The 14,708-nt window shown below is 67.2% G+C and carries 13 protein-coding genes; 2 read left to right on the top strand and 11 right to left on the bottom strand.

Annotated elements, in window-relative coordinates; genetic code table 11:
• Window positions 1–61 precede the first annotated feature (61 nt).
• On the top strand, window positions 62–595 hold the full coding sequence (locus tag QRN53_RS07560; protein WP_285243400.1) for a MarR family winged helix-turn-helix transcriptional regulator: 534 nt from the start codon (window positions 62–64) through the stop codon (window positions 593–595).
• Between the two features lie 44 nt (window positions 596–639).
• Here the strand turns inward: QRN53_RS07560 and QRN53_RS07555 are convergent, their stop codons facing one another.
• The 7 genes from QRN53_RS07555 to QRN53_RS07525 form a co-directional block, all read right to left on the bottom strand.
• Window positions 640–978 (bottom strand): hypothetical protein, encoded by a 339-nt coding sequence (locus tag QRN53_RS07555; RefSeq protein ID WP_285243399.1) that lies wholly within the window; start codon window positions 976–978, stop codon window positions 640–642.
• Window positions 979–987: 9 nt separating this feature from the next.
• Window positions 988–2,238, bottom strand: a complete 1,251-nt coding sequence (locus QRN53_RS07550; protein WP_285243398.1) for a D-arabinono-1,4-lactone oxidase — start codon at window positions 2,236–2,238, stop codon at window positions 988–990.
• Between the two features lie 176 nt (window positions 2,239–2,414).
• Window positions 2,415–4,187: an amidase gene (locus QRN53_RS07545; protein WP_285243397.1), complete on the bottom strand. Its 1,773-nt coding sequence runs from the start codon at window positions 4,185–4,187 to the stop codon at window positions 2,415–2,417.
• Window positions 4,184–5,284, bottom strand: coding sequence for an agmatine deiminase family protein (locus QRN53_RS07540; RefSeq protein WP_285243396.1), 1,101 nt, complete (start codon window positions 5,282–5,284; stop codon window positions 4,184–4,186). The genes QRN53_RS07545 and QRN53_RS07540 overlap by 4 nt, the downstream gene beginning before the upstream one ends.
• A 110-nt stretch (window positions 5,285–5,394) precedes the next feature.
• A complete protein-coding gene (rsgA, locus tag QRN53_RS07535) occupies window positions 5,395–6,555 on the bottom strand; it encodes a ribosome small subunit-dependent GTPase A (RefSeq protein WP_285243395.1) in 1,161 nt (386 codons plus the stop codon).
• A 254-nt stretch (window positions 6,556–6,809) separates the two neighbouring features.
• Window positions 6,810–7,850 (bottom strand): hemolysin family protein, encoded by a 1,041-nt coding sequence (locus QRN53_RS07530; RefSeq protein WP_285243394.1) that lies wholly within the window; start codon window positions 7,848–7,850, stop codon window positions 6,810–6,812.
• On the bottom strand, window positions 7,843–9,204 hold the full coding sequence (locus QRN53_RS07525; RefSeq protein WP_285243393.1) for a hemolysin family protein: 1,362 nt from the start codon (window positions 9,202–9,204) through the stop codon (window positions 7,843–7,845). The genes QRN53_RS07530 and QRN53_RS07525 overlap by 8 nt, the downstream gene beginning before the upstream one ends.
• 247 nt (window positions 9,205–9,451) lie before the next feature.
• Here QRN53_RS07525 and QRN53_RS07520 point away from each other — a divergent pair, with 247 nt between their 5' ends.
• A complete protein-coding gene (locus tag QRN53_RS07520; RefSeq protein ID WP_285243392.1) occupies window positions 9,452–10,603 on the top strand; it encodes a GGDEF domain-containing protein in 1,152 nt (383 codons plus the stop codon).
• A 24-nt stretch (window positions 10,604–10,627) separates the two neighbouring features.
• Here the strand turns inward: QRN53_RS07520 and QRN53_RS07515 are convergent, their stop codons facing one another.
• From QRN53_RS07515 to QRN53_RS07500, 4 genes are read right to left on the bottom strand one after another with little or no spacing between them, the layout of a single operon-like run.
• Complete coding sequence (locus QRN53_RS07515; RefSeq protein WP_285243391.1) at window positions 10,628–11,743, bottom strand: Gfo/Idh/MocA family protein; 1,116 nt, start codon at window positions 11,741–11,743, stop codon at window positions 10,628–10,630.
• Window positions 11,728–12,426: a ThuA domain-containing protein gene (locus QRN53_RS07510; protein ID WP_285243390.1), complete on the bottom strand. Its 699-nt coding sequence runs from the start codon at window positions 12,424–12,426 to the stop codon at window positions 11,728–11,730. The genes QRN53_RS07515 and QRN53_RS07510 overlap by 16 nt, the downstream gene beginning before the upstream one ends.
• Window positions 12,427–12,473: 47 nt before the next feature.
• Entirely contained in the window at window positions 12,474–13,478 is a 1,005-nt protein-coding gene (locus QRN53_RS07505) for a sugar phosphate isomerase/epimerase family protein (RefSeq protein ID WP_285243389.1), read from the bottom strand.
• Window positions 13,479–13,515: 37 nt separating this feature from the next.
• The gene (locus QRN53_RS07500) at window positions 13,516–14,694 is read right to left on the bottom strand and encodes a Gfo/Idh/MocA family protein (RefSeq protein WP_285243388.1); all 1,179 of its coding nucleotides are present in this window, start codon (window positions 14,692–14,694) and stop codon (window positions 13,516–13,518) included.
• Window positions 14,695–14,708: the final 14 nt, after the last annotated feature.

Here is a 14,708-nt window from a genome sequence, read left to right as displayed (position 1 = left end):
GTAGGGGGGTAGGGACGCGGGGTGACGAGCACCTTGCCACCTGCAGGAAGGCCGCGGCCCGATGACCAGCAACCTCGATCCTGATGCCCGGAGCAGTTACCGCCTGATCACGCTGGCGGCACGTCTGATCCAGCGGCGCCAGGACGATGCCCTGGCCCACCTTGGCCTGACCCGTGCCGCCGTAATTGCCCTGGAAGGGCTGACCGGCGGCCCGCTCAATCAAGAACAGCTCGCCGAGGAGGTCAGGGTCCAGAGCCAGACGCTGGGCCGGGTCCTCACCCGGCTGGAAGCGGCCGGACTGATTACCAGGACAAGGCAGGCCTCGGACCGACGGCAGCTGAAGGTGGAGCTGACCGAATCGGGCGCCGCTGCGGTCGAGGCCGCACGGCAGGCGGAGGTCAACGCCTACCCGCATGACTCCGACATTTCCTGGAAGGCCCTCCGGGAGGAGCTCACGAAGTTCGTGCACGCCGTGCCGCCCGGCAGTGAAACGGGCGTGGTCCCCTTCGCGCCGCCCGAACACCGGACCGGGCACCGCGCCCAGGCCGGCCGGGCCGGCGGCATGCGGGTGTGGGACCAGCCCCGCCAGAACTGACGACGGCGGGAAACCGCCGAAGGACCCTCTCAGCCTCTCCCGGGTCAGGACCGGCAGGCGTCCTGGAGGGCCTTGACTGAGTCTGCCGGCACCTGGTCTCCGGAGGCAGCAACGTCGCCCAGCGGCGTCGTGATTTCCGCGGGCACCCCGGCGTCCCGTGCCGCAGACACCAGACCGGCCAGCGCCTTCTTGTCCTCCACGCTGACAAGCCCGTCCTGGACCCTCGCGCAAATCTGCTTGGTGACTTCCTGGGCCACGGCGGAGGCCGCTTGGGAAGCTGCCGCACTGGCCGCGTTGCCGGCAGCGTCCCCTGCCGCACCGCACCCGGTCAGCAACAATGCTGTGGACAGGACGGCTGCGAGGGCTGTGTGGCGACGGATCATAAGTCCAGCCTACCGGCGCGCGGGAACCCCCAGGATGCTGTCCAGCAGCCCGTTCCGGAACTTGCCCTCGGGATCGTGCGCGGCGGCGAAGGCGCGGAAGTCTGCGAAGCGCGGGTACAGCTCTTCCCAGTCGTAACCGTCCGCGGTGAACAGCTTCCCCCAGTGCGGCCTCGCCCCGAAGGGCCGCAGGGCTTCCTCGAGGACCGGAAGGAAAGCCTCCACCTCGGGTTGCAGCGGCTTCCAGGTGAAGTGCAGGGCCACGCTCTGCTGACGGAAGAACGGGCTGAGCCAAAACTCATCGGCGGCACCGGTGCGGATCTCCGAGACGAAGAGCAGGGGTGCGAGCTTGTCCGCCAGGGCGCGGACCGCCTGGAGCGCTGCGGGGGCTTGCCCGATAGGCAGGATGAACTCGCTTTGCAGTTCGTCGCCGTTGCTCGGCGTGAATTCATGGCGGAAATGCGGCAACCGGTCCAGCCAGGGCCCGGGCTGGTCCAGTTGGATGGTGCAGTTCTCGGCAGACATGTCCGGCAGCGGGTGGCGGGGACGGACGGCAGCCGTGGCGCCGTACAAGTTGGCCAGCGGCTCTTCCCCGTCAAGGGCCTTGAGCCAGACCTGGTTGACGGTGTCGCCGGAGTAGTCCGTGAAGAGGCTGACGCTGTAGGCGCTGGAAACTATGGCGGTGAAATCCGCCAGCGCGTTGTCCCACGGGAGGTCTTCCAGGACGCGCTGTCGCATCCGGAAACTTGGCCGCACCGCCAGTTCCAACCCGGTGACGATGCCGAGGGCGCCCAGGCCCACCACGCTGGCAAGGAAATCGTCCCCGTCCTTTCGGGACAGCGTGACCTGCTCGCCCGAGGCCCGTACCAGGTCGACGGATTCCACGGCGCCGGCCAGTGCGGGATTGTTGACGCCGGAACCGTGCGTGCCGGTCTGCACCGCGCCGGCTACCGAGATATGCGGCAGTGACGCCATGTTGTGGATGGCGACGCCGGCTTCCTCCAGTTTTCGGCCCAGGACCCCGTAGCTCACCCCGCCGCTGACACGGACCGTTGAACGGTCCCGATCCACCTCCACCTGCTGCGGGAGTGCGTCGAGGAGGACGTGGACACCGTCCGTGTCGCCCACGGGGTTGAACGAATGCCGTGACCCCAAGGCCTTGACCCGCGGCGAACCGGCGACAATGGCAGCCAGTTCGCTGACCGATTCCGGCCGCCTGACATCGGCGGAGGAGTATTCGAGGTTTCCTGCCCAGTTCTTCATTGAGTGGCTTTCGCTTGGTATCGGGGTCATCCCACTGTCAGCGCTAACAAAGCGGGCTGTCAAGGCACTTCCGCTGAGCGGGCGGCGGCCGTCCGCCAGTGCCCCGGGCCGTTCGAGGCCGCCATGGAGGCTGCACCGGAAGTCTGCGGCCAAGACAGCCACCGCGGCGGCGTCTGTCAGGAGGCCTTTGCTTCTCCGGCCTCCGTGGTGCGCGGCGGTGGAATACGGCGGTTCCCGGTGGCTTCGAAGGCCGCGGCCAGCCGGAGCAGGTCCGTGTCACTGTACGCCTTGCCGGCGATGGTCAGGCCCACGGGCATGGCAAGGTCTGCCGCGATTCCCATGGGGACAGTGACGGTGGGGATCCCGAGGTGCCGGGGGATCAGGTTCCCGTTGGCCACCCACACGCCGTTGCGCCACGCGATGTCCGCGGACTCTTTCCTGGTGTCTGCGTCGGCCGGTGCAACGTCGGCAGCTGCCGGGAACACCACGGCGTCCAGGCCCAGCCGGTCCATCCAGTCCTCCAGGTCAACGCGGCGGGTTTCTTCCAGCCCGGCCAGCCCCTCGGGCAAGTGCGGAATGTCAGCCAGGATGGGAACGCCGTGCTCCCGGATCCAGGCCGGGTAGTCGCTGATGTCGTCATCGAACCCGTCGTAGCGGTCGGGCAGCGAACCCTGGGGGGCGGGGAAGATGGCGGAGCCGTCCACGTCGGCGAGGCAGTTCAGCTGCGGATCGCCGTTGGCCTCAAGGAAGTCATTCCAGGCCCAGGCCGACAGGTCCACGATCTCCCGCCGCAGATACTCCGGGGACACCAGGCCCCGCGTGGCGATGGTGGGGGCGCCGGGCCGGTCTCCTTCGTAGTTGGAGACCACGGGGAAATCCACCTCGATGACCTCCGCACCTGCGGCTTCGAGGTCGCGCCTGGCCGCATTCCAGAGGTCCAGCACCGAGGCCCGGGTATCGATCCGCTGCCCGGTGGGGCCACCGATACCCGGGTTGGCGGAGGTCCCGGCGGCGGGATCGGCATTGATATACATGCGGGGGACGCCCAGCCGCTTGCCGGCGAGGACGCCGGCGGCCGCAGCAGCGCCCGGCACGGCCAGGCCAACGTACGACGGCGGGCGGACGGTTGACGCCTTTGGCACGGGAACCCACGGCTGCACGCGCCAGAAATCCCCGCGTGCCTCGGCGTCGTCAGCCACCACGATATCCAGGACTTCCAGCAGGTCGGCCATGGTCCGGGCATGTGGCACCACCACGTCCATGGTGGGCACCAGGGGCCAGTTGCCGCGGACGGAGATCACGCCGCGGGAGGGGGTGTAGGCGCAGAGGGCATTGTTCGACGCCGGGGCGCGCCCGGAGGACCAGGTTTCTTCCGCAAGGCCGAACGCCGCGAAACTGGCGGCCGTGGCGGTTCCGGAGCCGTTGGAGGAGCCTGACGCGAACGCGGCGGTGAGGTAGTCCGGGCTGTATGGGCTCTCTGCCCGGCCGTAGACCCCGCGCTGCATCCCGCCATTGGCCATGGGAGGCATATTGGTAAGTCCGATCAGGATTGCCCCGCCGGCCCGGAGCCGTTCAATGGTGAAAGCGTCCTGCTGCGCCACCAGTTCCTTGAATGCCGGGGATCCGGCGGCAACCGTGAGGCCGCGGGCCTGGTAGCTGTCCTTCGCCGTGTACGCAATGCCGTCCAGCGGGCCGAGGGTGAAACCGGACGCCCGGCGCCGGTCGGACGCCTGCGCCTCAGCTACCGCCTCCGGATTCATGACCACCAGGGCATTCAGGCATATGCCTGATGAGTCATATTTCCGGATCCGCTCCAGATAGAGCCCCACCAGCTCCTCGCTGGTGACCTCGCCGGATTCGAGTGCGGCGCGCAGCCGGCTGATGCTGGCCTCGACCACGTTGAACGTGCGGGCCGAGGGCACGCGTTTCTGCTCCCCGATCAGCGTCATGCCCCATCCTCCTTCGCGGCCGGCTGTTGCTGGGTGATGCAGTGGATGCCGCCGCCGAAGGCGAAGATGTCGCGGGCATCCACCAGTTCCACAGTCCGCCCCGGGTAGGCGCGTTCCAGGATGCCTGCGGCAATGGCGTCGTTGGGGTCATCGAAGCTGCACAGCACCACCACGTTGTTGGCCACATAGTGGTTGATGTAGGACCAGTCCACCCAGCCTTCATCGTCCTTGAGGGTGGTGGGCGCGGGAACGTCGATGATGCGCAGCGGCCGGCCCTGGGCGTCCAACTGGCCGGACAGGACGGTTTTCAGCTGCAGGTAGACGGCGTGGTCCGGGTGCGCGGGGTCGTCCTGGCGGTGAAGCAGGATGGTGCCGGGTCCGGCGAAGGTTGCCACGATGTCCACATGGCCGCGCGTGCCGAATTCATCGTAATCGCGCGTGAGTCCGCGCGGCAGCCAGATGGTCTTTGTGGTGCCAAGGGCCGCGGAAACCTCCGCCTCGACAGATTCCTTGGTGGCGCCGGGATTACGGCCGGGATCGAGCTGGACGGTCTCCGTCAGCAGTACCGTTCCTTCGCCGTCCACGTGGAACCCGCCGCCCTCGTTCACCAGCGAACTGGCGCGGACGGGAACGCCGGCTGTGGCGGCGAGCGTGGTTGCCACGGCTTCGTCCTTGCCCCATTCCGCCCATTCCTGGGCGCCCCAACCGTTGAAGATCCAGTCCACGGCGGCCAGCGAACCGTCCGGCTGGTGTACGAAAGTGGGCCCGCTGTCCCGGAGCCATGCGTCGTCCAGGGGAATCTCCACGACGTCGATGCCCCTACCGAGCCATTCCCTTGCGGCGGTGGCGTCCCGCGGGTCGGCCACCACGGTAACGGGCTCGTACCGGGCGATGGTCTGTGCCACCCTGGTCCACGCGGCGCGGGCGCGGTCCAGGGTTTGGCTGCCCGCGGGACCAAAGGTCTCATTGGGCGGCGGGAACGCCATCCAGGTGCGCTGGTGGGCTTCCCACTCGGCGGGCATCCCGGTGGCAACAGAAGGCGAAACTGGGTTGGGCGCGGCGGCGGACCCAACGGCGGAGGAATAAATGAATGCCATTCATTTATTATGGGAGGCGGAAATGCCGAACGCAAGGGATCAGCCGATCCAATCCATGTGTGACCGATCCACCGCCGCCAGGATGGCCCGTGCCGGTTCCGGCACGTCCGCTACCGCTTCCGGTTCCGACCTTTCCCGCTGTTCCTGCTGCCGCGTTCGGAGGCCTCGAGCTCGGCCCAGCGCTGCGACTTACCCGCGGTGACCACCTTCTGCTGCCACTCCCGGTAGTAGGCGCGCTGGGCGGCAATGTCGGAGCGGCGGGCAAGCGCCGCGAGTTCACGTTGCATCTTCAGGTACGAATTCCAGCGCCGTGCCTCCAAGGCGCCGTTGTCAATAGCTTCCCGCACGGCGCAGCCGGGTTCATTTCCGTGGGCACAGTCGGCGAACCGGCAGCTGGCGGCCAGTTCCTCCACATCGCCGAACATCCCGCCCAGGCCTTCCCCGGCGTCGAACAGTCCGAAGCCGCGCACCCCCGGGGTGTCCATCAGCACCGTGCCGTTGGACAGCGGCACCAGTTCGCGGGCCGTGGTGGTGTGCTTGCCCTTGAAGTCGCCGGACCGCACGGCACCGGTCTGCTGGACCTCCCGGCCCACCAGCGCATTGATGAGGGTGGATTTGCCCGCACCGGACGGACCCAGCAGGACGATGGTGCCGCCGGACGGGATACGGGATATCAGCTCGTCGATCCCGTCGCCATTCTCGGCGGACGTGGTGACCACCTCCACGCCCGGCGCCTGCAGGATGACTTTCCCGACGACGTCGTCCGCCACCTGCGCAAGGTCAGCCTTGGTGACGATCACCAGCGGAGTGGCGCCAGAGTCCCATACCGCCACCAAGGTGCGTTCCAGCCTGTTGTGCGTGAGCGGCCGGTCCACCGGCACCACCACCCCCACGGTATGCATGTTCGCGGCCAGGATCTGCTCCTCGGAAGAGTCCTCGAACGCACGTTTGCGGCTGAGCTCCGAGCGGCGGGGGAGCACCGCCAGGATCTGCCGGCCGCCGGCCCGGTTTTGGCCGATCCAGACCCAGTCGCCGGTGACGGCCGGCTCGCCGGACAGGGGGTAGGGAAGGTGGAGCAGCCCGTCGTCCACGGCAACCAGGAGCAGGGTGCGGTCCACGCGGACCACCCGTCCGTGTCCCGTGGCGCCGGGACACGGGTGATCATCGAAGTGCCGGGCGACGGCGGCGGTGTAGCCATAGGCGGTGAGGGCGCCGGTTGGTTGGATGGTGCTTGGGGTGTTGTCCAGGGTGTTGCCTGAAGAATTCTGCACGATGGTTTCCTTGCGAAGGTCCCCGGTGCCACGCGCTATGGGCAGCTGCCGTCAGTCAGGCGTGTGCAGCCGGGAGAGGATGGTTGATGTGGTGTTCGCGGGGCGCTCACGGCGCGCGGCAACTGCAGTCATCAAAACCACCTCCATTCCCTCGTAGGGGGACCCGTCCTCCTGCCGGGGACGGCAAGGCGGGACCGCCACCCACTCTAGTTCCCGCCGCCGCCGGGCACTAGGGGGTGGCGCAGGAAACCCGGCTAGGCACTGGTGGCGTCCTGCACCTCGCCCACCAACTCCTCGATGATGTCCTCGAGGAAGAGCATCCCGGTGGTCCTGCCGTCGGCGTCGAACACCCGGGCCACGTGGGCCCCCGTCCGGCGCATGGCGGCCAGCGCATCCTCAAGGTCTGCGCCGGCAAAAGCTGACGCGAGGCGCCGTATGCGCTTGGCCGGCACCGGCTGGTGGAACTTCGCTGCCGTGGTCAGGTCCATAACGTCCTTCAGGTGGAGGTAGCCGTCAGGCTCCCCGGCCCCGTTGGTCAGGATGTACCGGGAGTAGCTGTGGCCGGCCACTGCCTGCTGGATATCTGCGGGCGTGGCCGACTCCGGCAGCAACACCATCTCCGCCATCGGGACCTGGACATCCGCCACCGTCTTGGCGGTGAATTCGAAAGCGTTGGTCAGGGTGCCGGTGGTGTCAGCCAGTATTCCGTCCCTGGTGGACTGCTCCACGATGGTGGCCACCTCATCCAGCGTGTACGCGCTGGTGGCTTCATCCTTGGGCTCCACCCTGAAGAGGCGAAGGATCGCGTTGGCAATTCCGTTCAACGCCCAGATCACCGGCTTGAACACCCGCGCCACCAGGACCAGCGGCGGAGCGAGCAAAAGGGCAGCCCGGGTGGGAACCGAGAATGAGATGTTCTTGGGCACCATCTCGCCCACCACCACATGCAGGAACGTCACCAGCAGCAGCGCCACAACGAAAGCGATGATGCTGATTGACTCGTAGGACAGGGATGTCAGGCCCAGCGGGACTTCCAGCAGGTGGTGGATGGCGGGCTCGGAGACGTTCAGGATGACCAGGGAGCAGACCGTGATGCCCAGCTGGCTGGTGGCCAGCATGAGCGTCGCGTGTTCCATGGCCCACAGAGTGGTCTTGGCCGCCTTGCTGCCCGCCTCCGCCTTCGGTTCAATCTGGGAGCGGCGGGCCGAAATCACGGCGAACTCCGCCCCCACGAAGAAGCCGTTCACCAAAAGCAGCACCACCAGCCAGATAATGCCGGGAAGGTAGTCACTCATGGGTCAGCTCCTGGGTCAGGTTGTCGATGATCCGCTCATGCGGGCTCCGCGGCGGTTCGCCGGATGCGCCGGGGGTGAAACGCAGCCGTTCCACATGCATTCCCGCCACGCGCTCCACGCGGAGGGCGCCGCCGTCGACCTCGACTTGGTCGCCCAGCTCCGGCAGGCGGTCCAGCTGGTCGGTGACGAACCCGCCAACAGTGTCGTACTCTTCCCCGTCGGGGACTTCGATCCCGGTGCGGTCCAGCAGTTCATCCGGGCGCAGCCCGGCGTCGAACGTGACAGACCGGCCAACGCGGACCACGCCGGCACGCGCGCGGTCGTGTTCATCCTCCAGTTCGCCCACGATCTCTTCCACCAGGTCCTCAAGCGTGACGATTCCCGCGGTGCCGCCGTACTCGTCGGACACGATGGCCACCTGGAGCCCCTGCCGGCGGAGAAGACCCAGGAGGGTGTCCACGCCCATGGACTCAGGGACCCGCTGCGGTTCGACCATCAGCCCGGTCGCGGTGGTCGCGGCGCGCTGGTCCAGGGGCAGTGCGAATGCCTGCTTGACGTGCAGGAGGCCCAGCACCTCGTCCCGGTCGCGGCCGATCACGGGGAAGCGGGAGTAGCCAGTGGCTGTGGCCAGGGCCACGATGTCCTCCGCGGTGTCGCCGGCACCAACAGCCGCCATCCGCACACGCGGGGTCATCACGTCAGCTGCGCTGTACTCGGAAAAACGCAGGGTGCGGTGCAGCAGGGTGGCATGGTCAAGGTCCAGGACGCCTTCGACGGCGGAGCGGCGCACCAAGGAGCTCAGCTCCTCCGCGCTGCGCGCACCGGAGAGCTCCTCCTTGGGTTCGATCCCGAATCCCCGGATGATCCGGTTGGCCGTGTTGTTGAAGAGCAGGATCACTGGCTTGAAGACGGCCGTGAACAGGGCCTGGAACGGGACCACCACCTTGGCGGTGGCCAGGGGCAGTGCCAGGGCAAAGTTCTTGGGGACCAACTCGCCCACCACCATCGAAAAGACCGTGGCCAGGAAGATCCCGGCGACGGAGCCGACGGCGGGGACCACCGCATCGGGAACGCCCAGCGAGGTCAGGGGTCCACTGAGCAGCCGGCTGATGGCCGGTTCGAAGGTGTAGCCGGTCAAGAGGGTGGTCAGCGTAATGCCCAGCTGCGCACCTGACAGGTGGGTGGAGGTGATCCGCAGCGCTTTGATGGTGGGGCCAAGGCGTTTCTCGCCCCGGGCCTGGCGGGACTCAAGGTCATGCCGGTCAAGGTTTACAAGGGCGAATTCGGCAGCGACGAAGAAGCCGGTACCGACGGTCAGGACCAGGCCGATGCCCAGCATGATCCATTCATACATTGGGGCGCCCCTCTCCTGTGGTGGCCGGTGATCCGGTCAGGCTGCAGAGGGGCCACGGCATATGTGAAGGAGGGTCGTCCATAACCGGTTCAACTCCGCTGCCTCCGGCGAAGTTCCCAGCGAAGTTCCAGCTGCCGCCCAGTGTGGGGTGCAGCGCTTAATCATGGTGCGGCTTCTTCTGCGCGGCGCGGCGGGATGTGATACTTGCTGCAGCAGCATTAGGGCTTTTCGGGGGGACTTCCTGCATATGGTTCTGGACACCGCAACCCTGCGCATCGCCTTTGGCCTGATGGCCCTTGCGCTGGTGTTCCTCTTCTACTTTTCCGCCTACCGGGTGACGCGCTCGCCGTACAGCGGCTGGTGGTGTGTTGCCCTGGTGTGCTTCCTGGCGGGGTCGGCCTGCTTCCTGCTGAACGGCACCCCCCACCAGGCCTGGGCCAACCCGTTGGGGAACGCAGTGCTGGTGTACGGTGCGGTGGCGGTCTGGGCCGGGGCACGGTCGCTGCGCACGGTGCCGCCGCCGAAGTGGGCTTTTACGGGGATCCCGCTGGTCACGCTGGTTGCCGCCGTGCCGGACCACCCCGCCACCAACGTCTGGGCCGGCGGGGCCGTGTTCCTCGCCGCCATGAGCGCCACCATCGGGCTGGCATCCCATGAGCTCTGGCGCCTGGAACCGGGCTACTCGCGGGTCCGCATCCCCATGGCGGTGGCCGCTGGAGGGCTGTCCGTCTTCTACCTGTTCCGGTGGATGGCATTCCTTCTGGACGGGCAGGACGGTCCGGTTTTCACCACGGCCTTCGGTTCCGCCGTGACCACCTTGGTGACCATGGTGCTGCTGGTGGTGGTCTCGTTCAGCATGGCGGCCCTGAGCAGCGAACAGCAGACGCGTGCCCTCCGGGTGGTGGCCACCCGTGATGACCTCACCGGGCTTTTGAACCGCAAGGCGTTCCTGGACCTTGCTGCGGAGCAACTTGCGGACCGCACCATCACCGGCGGTTCAGGGGCCCTGATCCTGGCCGACCTTGACCACTTCAAGACGGTCAACGACACCTACGGGCACGCCGCCGGGGACTTCGCCCTGAAGGCGTTCGCTGACGCCTGCGTGGCCACCGTACGGTCCACGGACCTGACCGGGAGGTACGGCGGGGAGGAATTCGTCATCCTGGTTCCCGGGGCCAGCGCCGAGCGCGCGGAGGCAATCGCTGAGGAAATCAGCAGCCGGTTGGCCGATGCTGCGGCGCCGGGCGGACTGGAGTTGCCCACGGCAAGTTACGGAATTTCCGTCTACGACGCCGGCACGTCCAGCGTGGACCGGCTCATCGCCTCGGCCGATGCCGCCCTCTACAGGGCCAAGTCGCTGGGCAGGAACCGCGCCGCCCGCAGCGATGAGCTGCTGTAGCGCGGCGCGGCTCCCCGCACCGGCCTACTTGGACTGGAGCGCGTCTGCCTGCTCGGCCAGCACCGTCAGTTCCACGCTTTCGGGTCGCTCAACAGTGCTCTGGATGGCCACCGTGGTCCCTTTGTGCGCCGACTCCAGCACGGATTCCATGACTTCCAGGGCGTGGTAGGCCAGGGCGCCGCCGGCCCGGGGCTCCCTGCCCACCGGCGTGGCGGCCAGGTCCGCGATGCCGAACCCGCGACCGGAATCAACATAGCCGGCGGACGCCGGAAGGGTTTCCCAGTCCTCGGCGCCCAGCGAAAACAGCTGGACGTCCCCGTCGAAGTGGTTCGGGTCCGGTACCACCAGGGAGCCGCGCTCACCGTGGATCTCGATGTTGGGCGATTTGGACTTTACGGCGTCGAAGCTCATGAAGAGCGTGGACAACGCCCCGGACGCGTGGACCAGCACGCCGGTGACGTGGGAGTCGATGTTGACGGCTACTTTTTCACCCTGCCGGGGTCCGGAGCCGATGGTTCGCTCATTCCGCGTGTGGCTGGCGGCGCCCACTACCGAGACCACCGGTCCCAGCAGCGTCACCAGGGCCGTGACGTAGTAGGGACCCATGTCCAGGAGGGGCCCGCCGCCGGGCTGGTAGTAGAAGTCCGGGTTCGGGTGCCAGCGTTCGTGCCCGGGAGTCGCCATGGTGGCAGTGGCCGAGACGGGTGCGCCGATCAGCCCGTCATCAATCGCCTTGCGCGCGGTTTGGATGCCGGTGCCGAGGACGGTGTCGGGGGCACAGCCGACGACGACGCCCGCCGCCTTTGCTGCGTCGAGCACCTGCCGTGCTTCGGCAGTGGTGGCGGCGAGCGGCTTTTCGCCATAGACAGACTTGCCCGCAGCAATGGCCTTCAGGGCGATTTCTGCATGCGCGGCGGGGATGGTCAGGTTCAGCACCAGGTCGATGTCGTCAGCGGCGAGCAGTTCCTCGACGGACAGGGCGCGGACGCCGTCGTAGTCAGCCGCCACGGCCTGGGCGCGTGCCGGATCGAGGTCCGCCACGGCCACCAGCCGGATCTGGTCCAGCCGCCGGAAATTGGTGAGGTACTGGGCGATGATGGCTCCGCAGCCAATGATTCCGACGTTCAACGGCTTGCCCACAGCAGGCCCCTTTCGATGATGGTGCGTACGTTTTGGTCCTGGAGGATTTCCACCCGGTGCCCGGGCGTGGAGACAAAGATCCTGCCCTTGCCCCACTGGCGGGTCCAGATGGCGGGGGAGGTCACTTCACGGTGCCAGGGGTCCCACTCGCGGACTTTCTGGGTGGTGGTGGCCAGGACATCGATGTAGTCGTCAGCGAGGACCCAGTACTGCTCCGTGACCAGGTCGAAATCCTGGATGCCCTGAGTGATGGGGTGTTCGGTGGCTGCCGGCAGCATGTTGACGGTGTAGGGCACGTAGTTGTCCGACTGCTCACCCACGCACTCGTCGGGGTGCTTGCCGGGGTGGCAGGCGAACTGCCCCCCGATCAGGTGCAGGTAGTCGGAGGTGTTCCGGTAGGAATCGGCGATGCCGCCGTGCCATCCTGCCAGGCCGGTGCCGTTCTCCACGGCTGCCCGCAGTCCGGCGAACTCGTCCTTTTCGATGGTGCTCATGGTCATGCACTGCATGACCAGGTCAACGCCCGCCATGTATTCGGCATCGGCGTAGACCTTGGGGGATTCCTCCACCCGGACGGCATAGCCGTTGTCCCGAAGGTGGGGGATGAAGAGCTCGGTGGCCTCGTAGGGCTGGTGGCCGTCCCAGCCGCCGCGGACGACCAACGCGTTCTTGGTTTCTGTCATTGACGTTTCCTTTGTTTGGCTGCCGGCTCTTGCCGGCAAAGCGTGGGTCAGCGGCTGGCGAAGGCTGCGTCGAAGGCGGCTGCGGGCGGGGCAATCCGGGCCAGTTCCCGGACCATGGCAAGCGCCTGCGGGGCCCCGACCAGGCGGTCCATCCCGGCGTCTTCCCATTCGATGCTGGTGGGCCCCTGGTAGCCGATGGCATTCAGGGTCCGGAAGATCCGGTTCCATTGCACGTCGCCGTGCCCCGCCGTGACGAAGTCCCAGCCCCGGCGGGGATCCGCCCAGGCCAGGTGCGAGCCCAGGCGTCCGTTCCGTCCATCCAGCTGGCGGACGGATTCCTTCACGTGCACGTGGAAGATCTTGTCCGCGAAGTCCTGGAGGAACATCACCGGGTCCAGGTCCTGCCAGATGAAGTGGGATGGATCGAAGTTCAGGCCGAAGCTCTCCCTGTGGCCGATCGCCTCAAGGGTGCGTTTGGCCGTCCAGTAGTCGTAGGCGATTTCGGACGGGTGGACTTCCAGTGCGAAACGCACGCCGACCTCGTCAAAGACGTCCAGGATGGGGTTCCACCTGTCCGCGAAGTCCTGGTAGCCGGCGTCGATCATTGCCTGGGAGGCCGGCGGGAACATGGCCACGGCCTTCCAGATGGAAGAACCGGTAAACCCCGTGACGGTCTTCACCCCAAGCCTGGCGGCGGCCCGCGCGGTGTCTTTCATGGCCTCCGCTGCCCGGCGCCGGACCCCTTCGGGCTCGCCGTTGCCCCAGATTTCTGCGGAGAGGATGCCCTGGTGGCGTTCGTCGATGGGGTCGTCGCACACGGCCTGCCCGGTCAGGTGGTTGGCGATGGCGAACACCTGGAGGTTGTTCTTCTCAAGGATGTCCAAGCGCCCTTGGAGGTAATTGTCGTCCTCGGCCGCCCGGCGCGGGTCCAGGTGGTCTCCCCAGCAGGCGATCTCCAGCCCGTCGAAGCCCCACTCGCCGGCCAGCCGGGCCACTTCCTCGAAAGGAAGATCGGCCCACTGTCCCGTGAATAACGTGATTGGTCGTGTCATATCGGTTCCTAAGGTGTTCTTGATGCGTGGCGGCTGCTCAGACTTTTTGCCACTGGCTGGAGTTCGCGGCGCTCGCTTCCACGGCGGCGAGGACCCGCTGCACCTGCAGGGCGTCGCCGAACGACGGTTCCGGCTGGCGGCCTTCCCCGATGGCAGTGACGAGATCCACCACCTGGTGGGTGAAGCCGTGTTCATAGCCCAGGCCGTGGCCGGTGGGCCACCAGTTGCCGACGTAGGGGTGCTCGGGTTCGGTAACGAAAATCCGGCGGAAACCGGCGTCGGGGGACTCCGCCGCATCATAAAAGGACAGGACGTTCATTTCCTCAAAATCGAAGGCAAGGGAACCCTTGGCGCCGTTGACCTCCAGCCGCATGGCGTTCTTCCTGCCCAGCGCATAACGCGTCGCTTCGAACACACCGATGGGGCCGCCGTCGAACTTTGCACTGAAGATGGCGGCATCATCAACGGTGACCTTCCCGCGCGGGGCGTCGCTGTTGAGGTCGCCGTGGCCGCCCAGGCCCACCAGGTCCCCGGCCAGCGGACGTTCCCGGACGAAGGTTTCCATCAGTGCCGATACACCGCTGATGTTCCGGCCCGTGACCCACTGCGCGGCGTCGATGCTGTGCGCCCCGATGTCGCCCAGCGAGCCGGAGCCGGACTTCGCCTTGTCCAGCCGCCAGGTCATAGGGGCGTTGGCGTCGGAGAGCCAGTCCTGGAGGTACTGGGCGCGGACGTGGCGGATCTCGCCGAGCCTGCCCTGCTCCACAAACCGCTTGGCCAGCGCCAAAGCGGGGGTCCGGCGGTAGCTGAAGCCGCACATGGAGAAGACGCCGTTCTTTGCGGCAGTTTCGGCGGCAAGCGTCATCCGCTCGGCTTCCTCCACGGAATTGGCCAGCGGCTTTTCACACAGCACGTGCTTGCCGGCTTCAAGGGCGGCGATGGCAATCTCGGCGTGCGTATCGCCGGGAGTGCAGATGTCGACCAGGTCGATGTCGTCGCGCTCGATCAGGCGGCGCCAGTCAGTCTCGGCCGACTCCCAGCCCAGCTTGTCTGCGGCTGCGCGGACGCCGACGGCATTCCGTCCGGCCACCGCGGTGAGCTGTGGCTGCAGTGGCAGGTCGAAAAACCGGGGTGCGGTGCGCCAGGCGTGGGAGTGCGCTGCGCCCATGAAGGCGTAGCCCACCATGCCCACGCGGAGGGGTTGTGCGGTAGTCATGACAACGGTTCTTT

This window comes from Pseudarthrobacter sp. fls2-241-R2A-127 (assembly GCF_030209355.1).
In the GTDB taxonomy this organism is placed as follows: Bacteria; Actinomycetota; Actinomycetes; order Actinomycetales; family Micrococcaceae; genus Arthrobacter.
Note: the sequence above shows the minus strand (reverse complement) of the source record. Positions and strands in the feature narration are given on the sequence as shown.

Bases quoted from the DNA above. Each gene is read 5' to 3' on its own strand.
- QRN53_RS07555 (WP_285243399.1), bottom strand. From the start codon at position 978: ATGATCCGTCGCCACACAGCCCTCGCAGCCGTCCTGTCCACAGCATTG.
- QRN53_RS07550 (WP_285243398.1), bottom strand. From the start codon at position 2,238: ATGAAGAACTGGGCAGGAAACCTCGAATACTCCTCCGCCGATGTCAGG.
- QRN53_RS07530 (WP_285243394.1), bottom strand. From the start codon at position 7,850: ATGAGTGACTACCTTCCCGGCATTATCTGGCTGGTGGTGCTGCTTTTG.
- QRN53_RS07505 (WP_285243389.1), bottom strand. From the start codon at position 13,478: ATGACACGACCAATCACGTTATTCACGGGACAGTGGGCCGATCTTCCT.
- QRN53_RS07520 (WP_285243392.1), top strand. From the start codon at position 9,452: ATGGTTCTGGACACCGCAACCCTGCGCATCGCCTTTGGCCTGATGGCC.
- QRN53_RS07500 (WP_285243388.1), bottom strand. From the start codon at position 14,694: ATGACTACCGCACAACCCCTCCGCGTGGGCATGGTGGGCTACGCCTTC.
- QRN53_RS07510 (WP_285243390.1), bottom strand. From the start codon at position 12,426: ATGACAGAAACCAAGAACGCGTTGGTCGTCCGCGGCGGCTGGGACGGC.
- QRN53_RS07540 (WP_285243396.1), bottom strand. From the start codon at position 5,284: ATGGCATTCATTTATTCCTCCGCCGTTGGGTCCGCCGCCGCGCCCAAC.
- QRN53_RS07525 (WP_285243393.1), bottom strand. From the start codon at position 9,204: ATGTATGAATGGATCATGCTGGGCATCGGCCTGGTCCTGACCGTCGGT.
- QRN53_RS07545 (WP_285243397.1), bottom strand. From the start codon at position 4,187: ATGACGCTGATCGGGGAGCAGAAACGCGTGCCCTCGGCCCGCACGTTC.
- QRN53_RS07560 (WP_285243400.1), top strand. From the start codon at position 62: ATGACCAGCAACCTCGATCCTGATGCCCGGAGCAGTTACCGCCTGATC.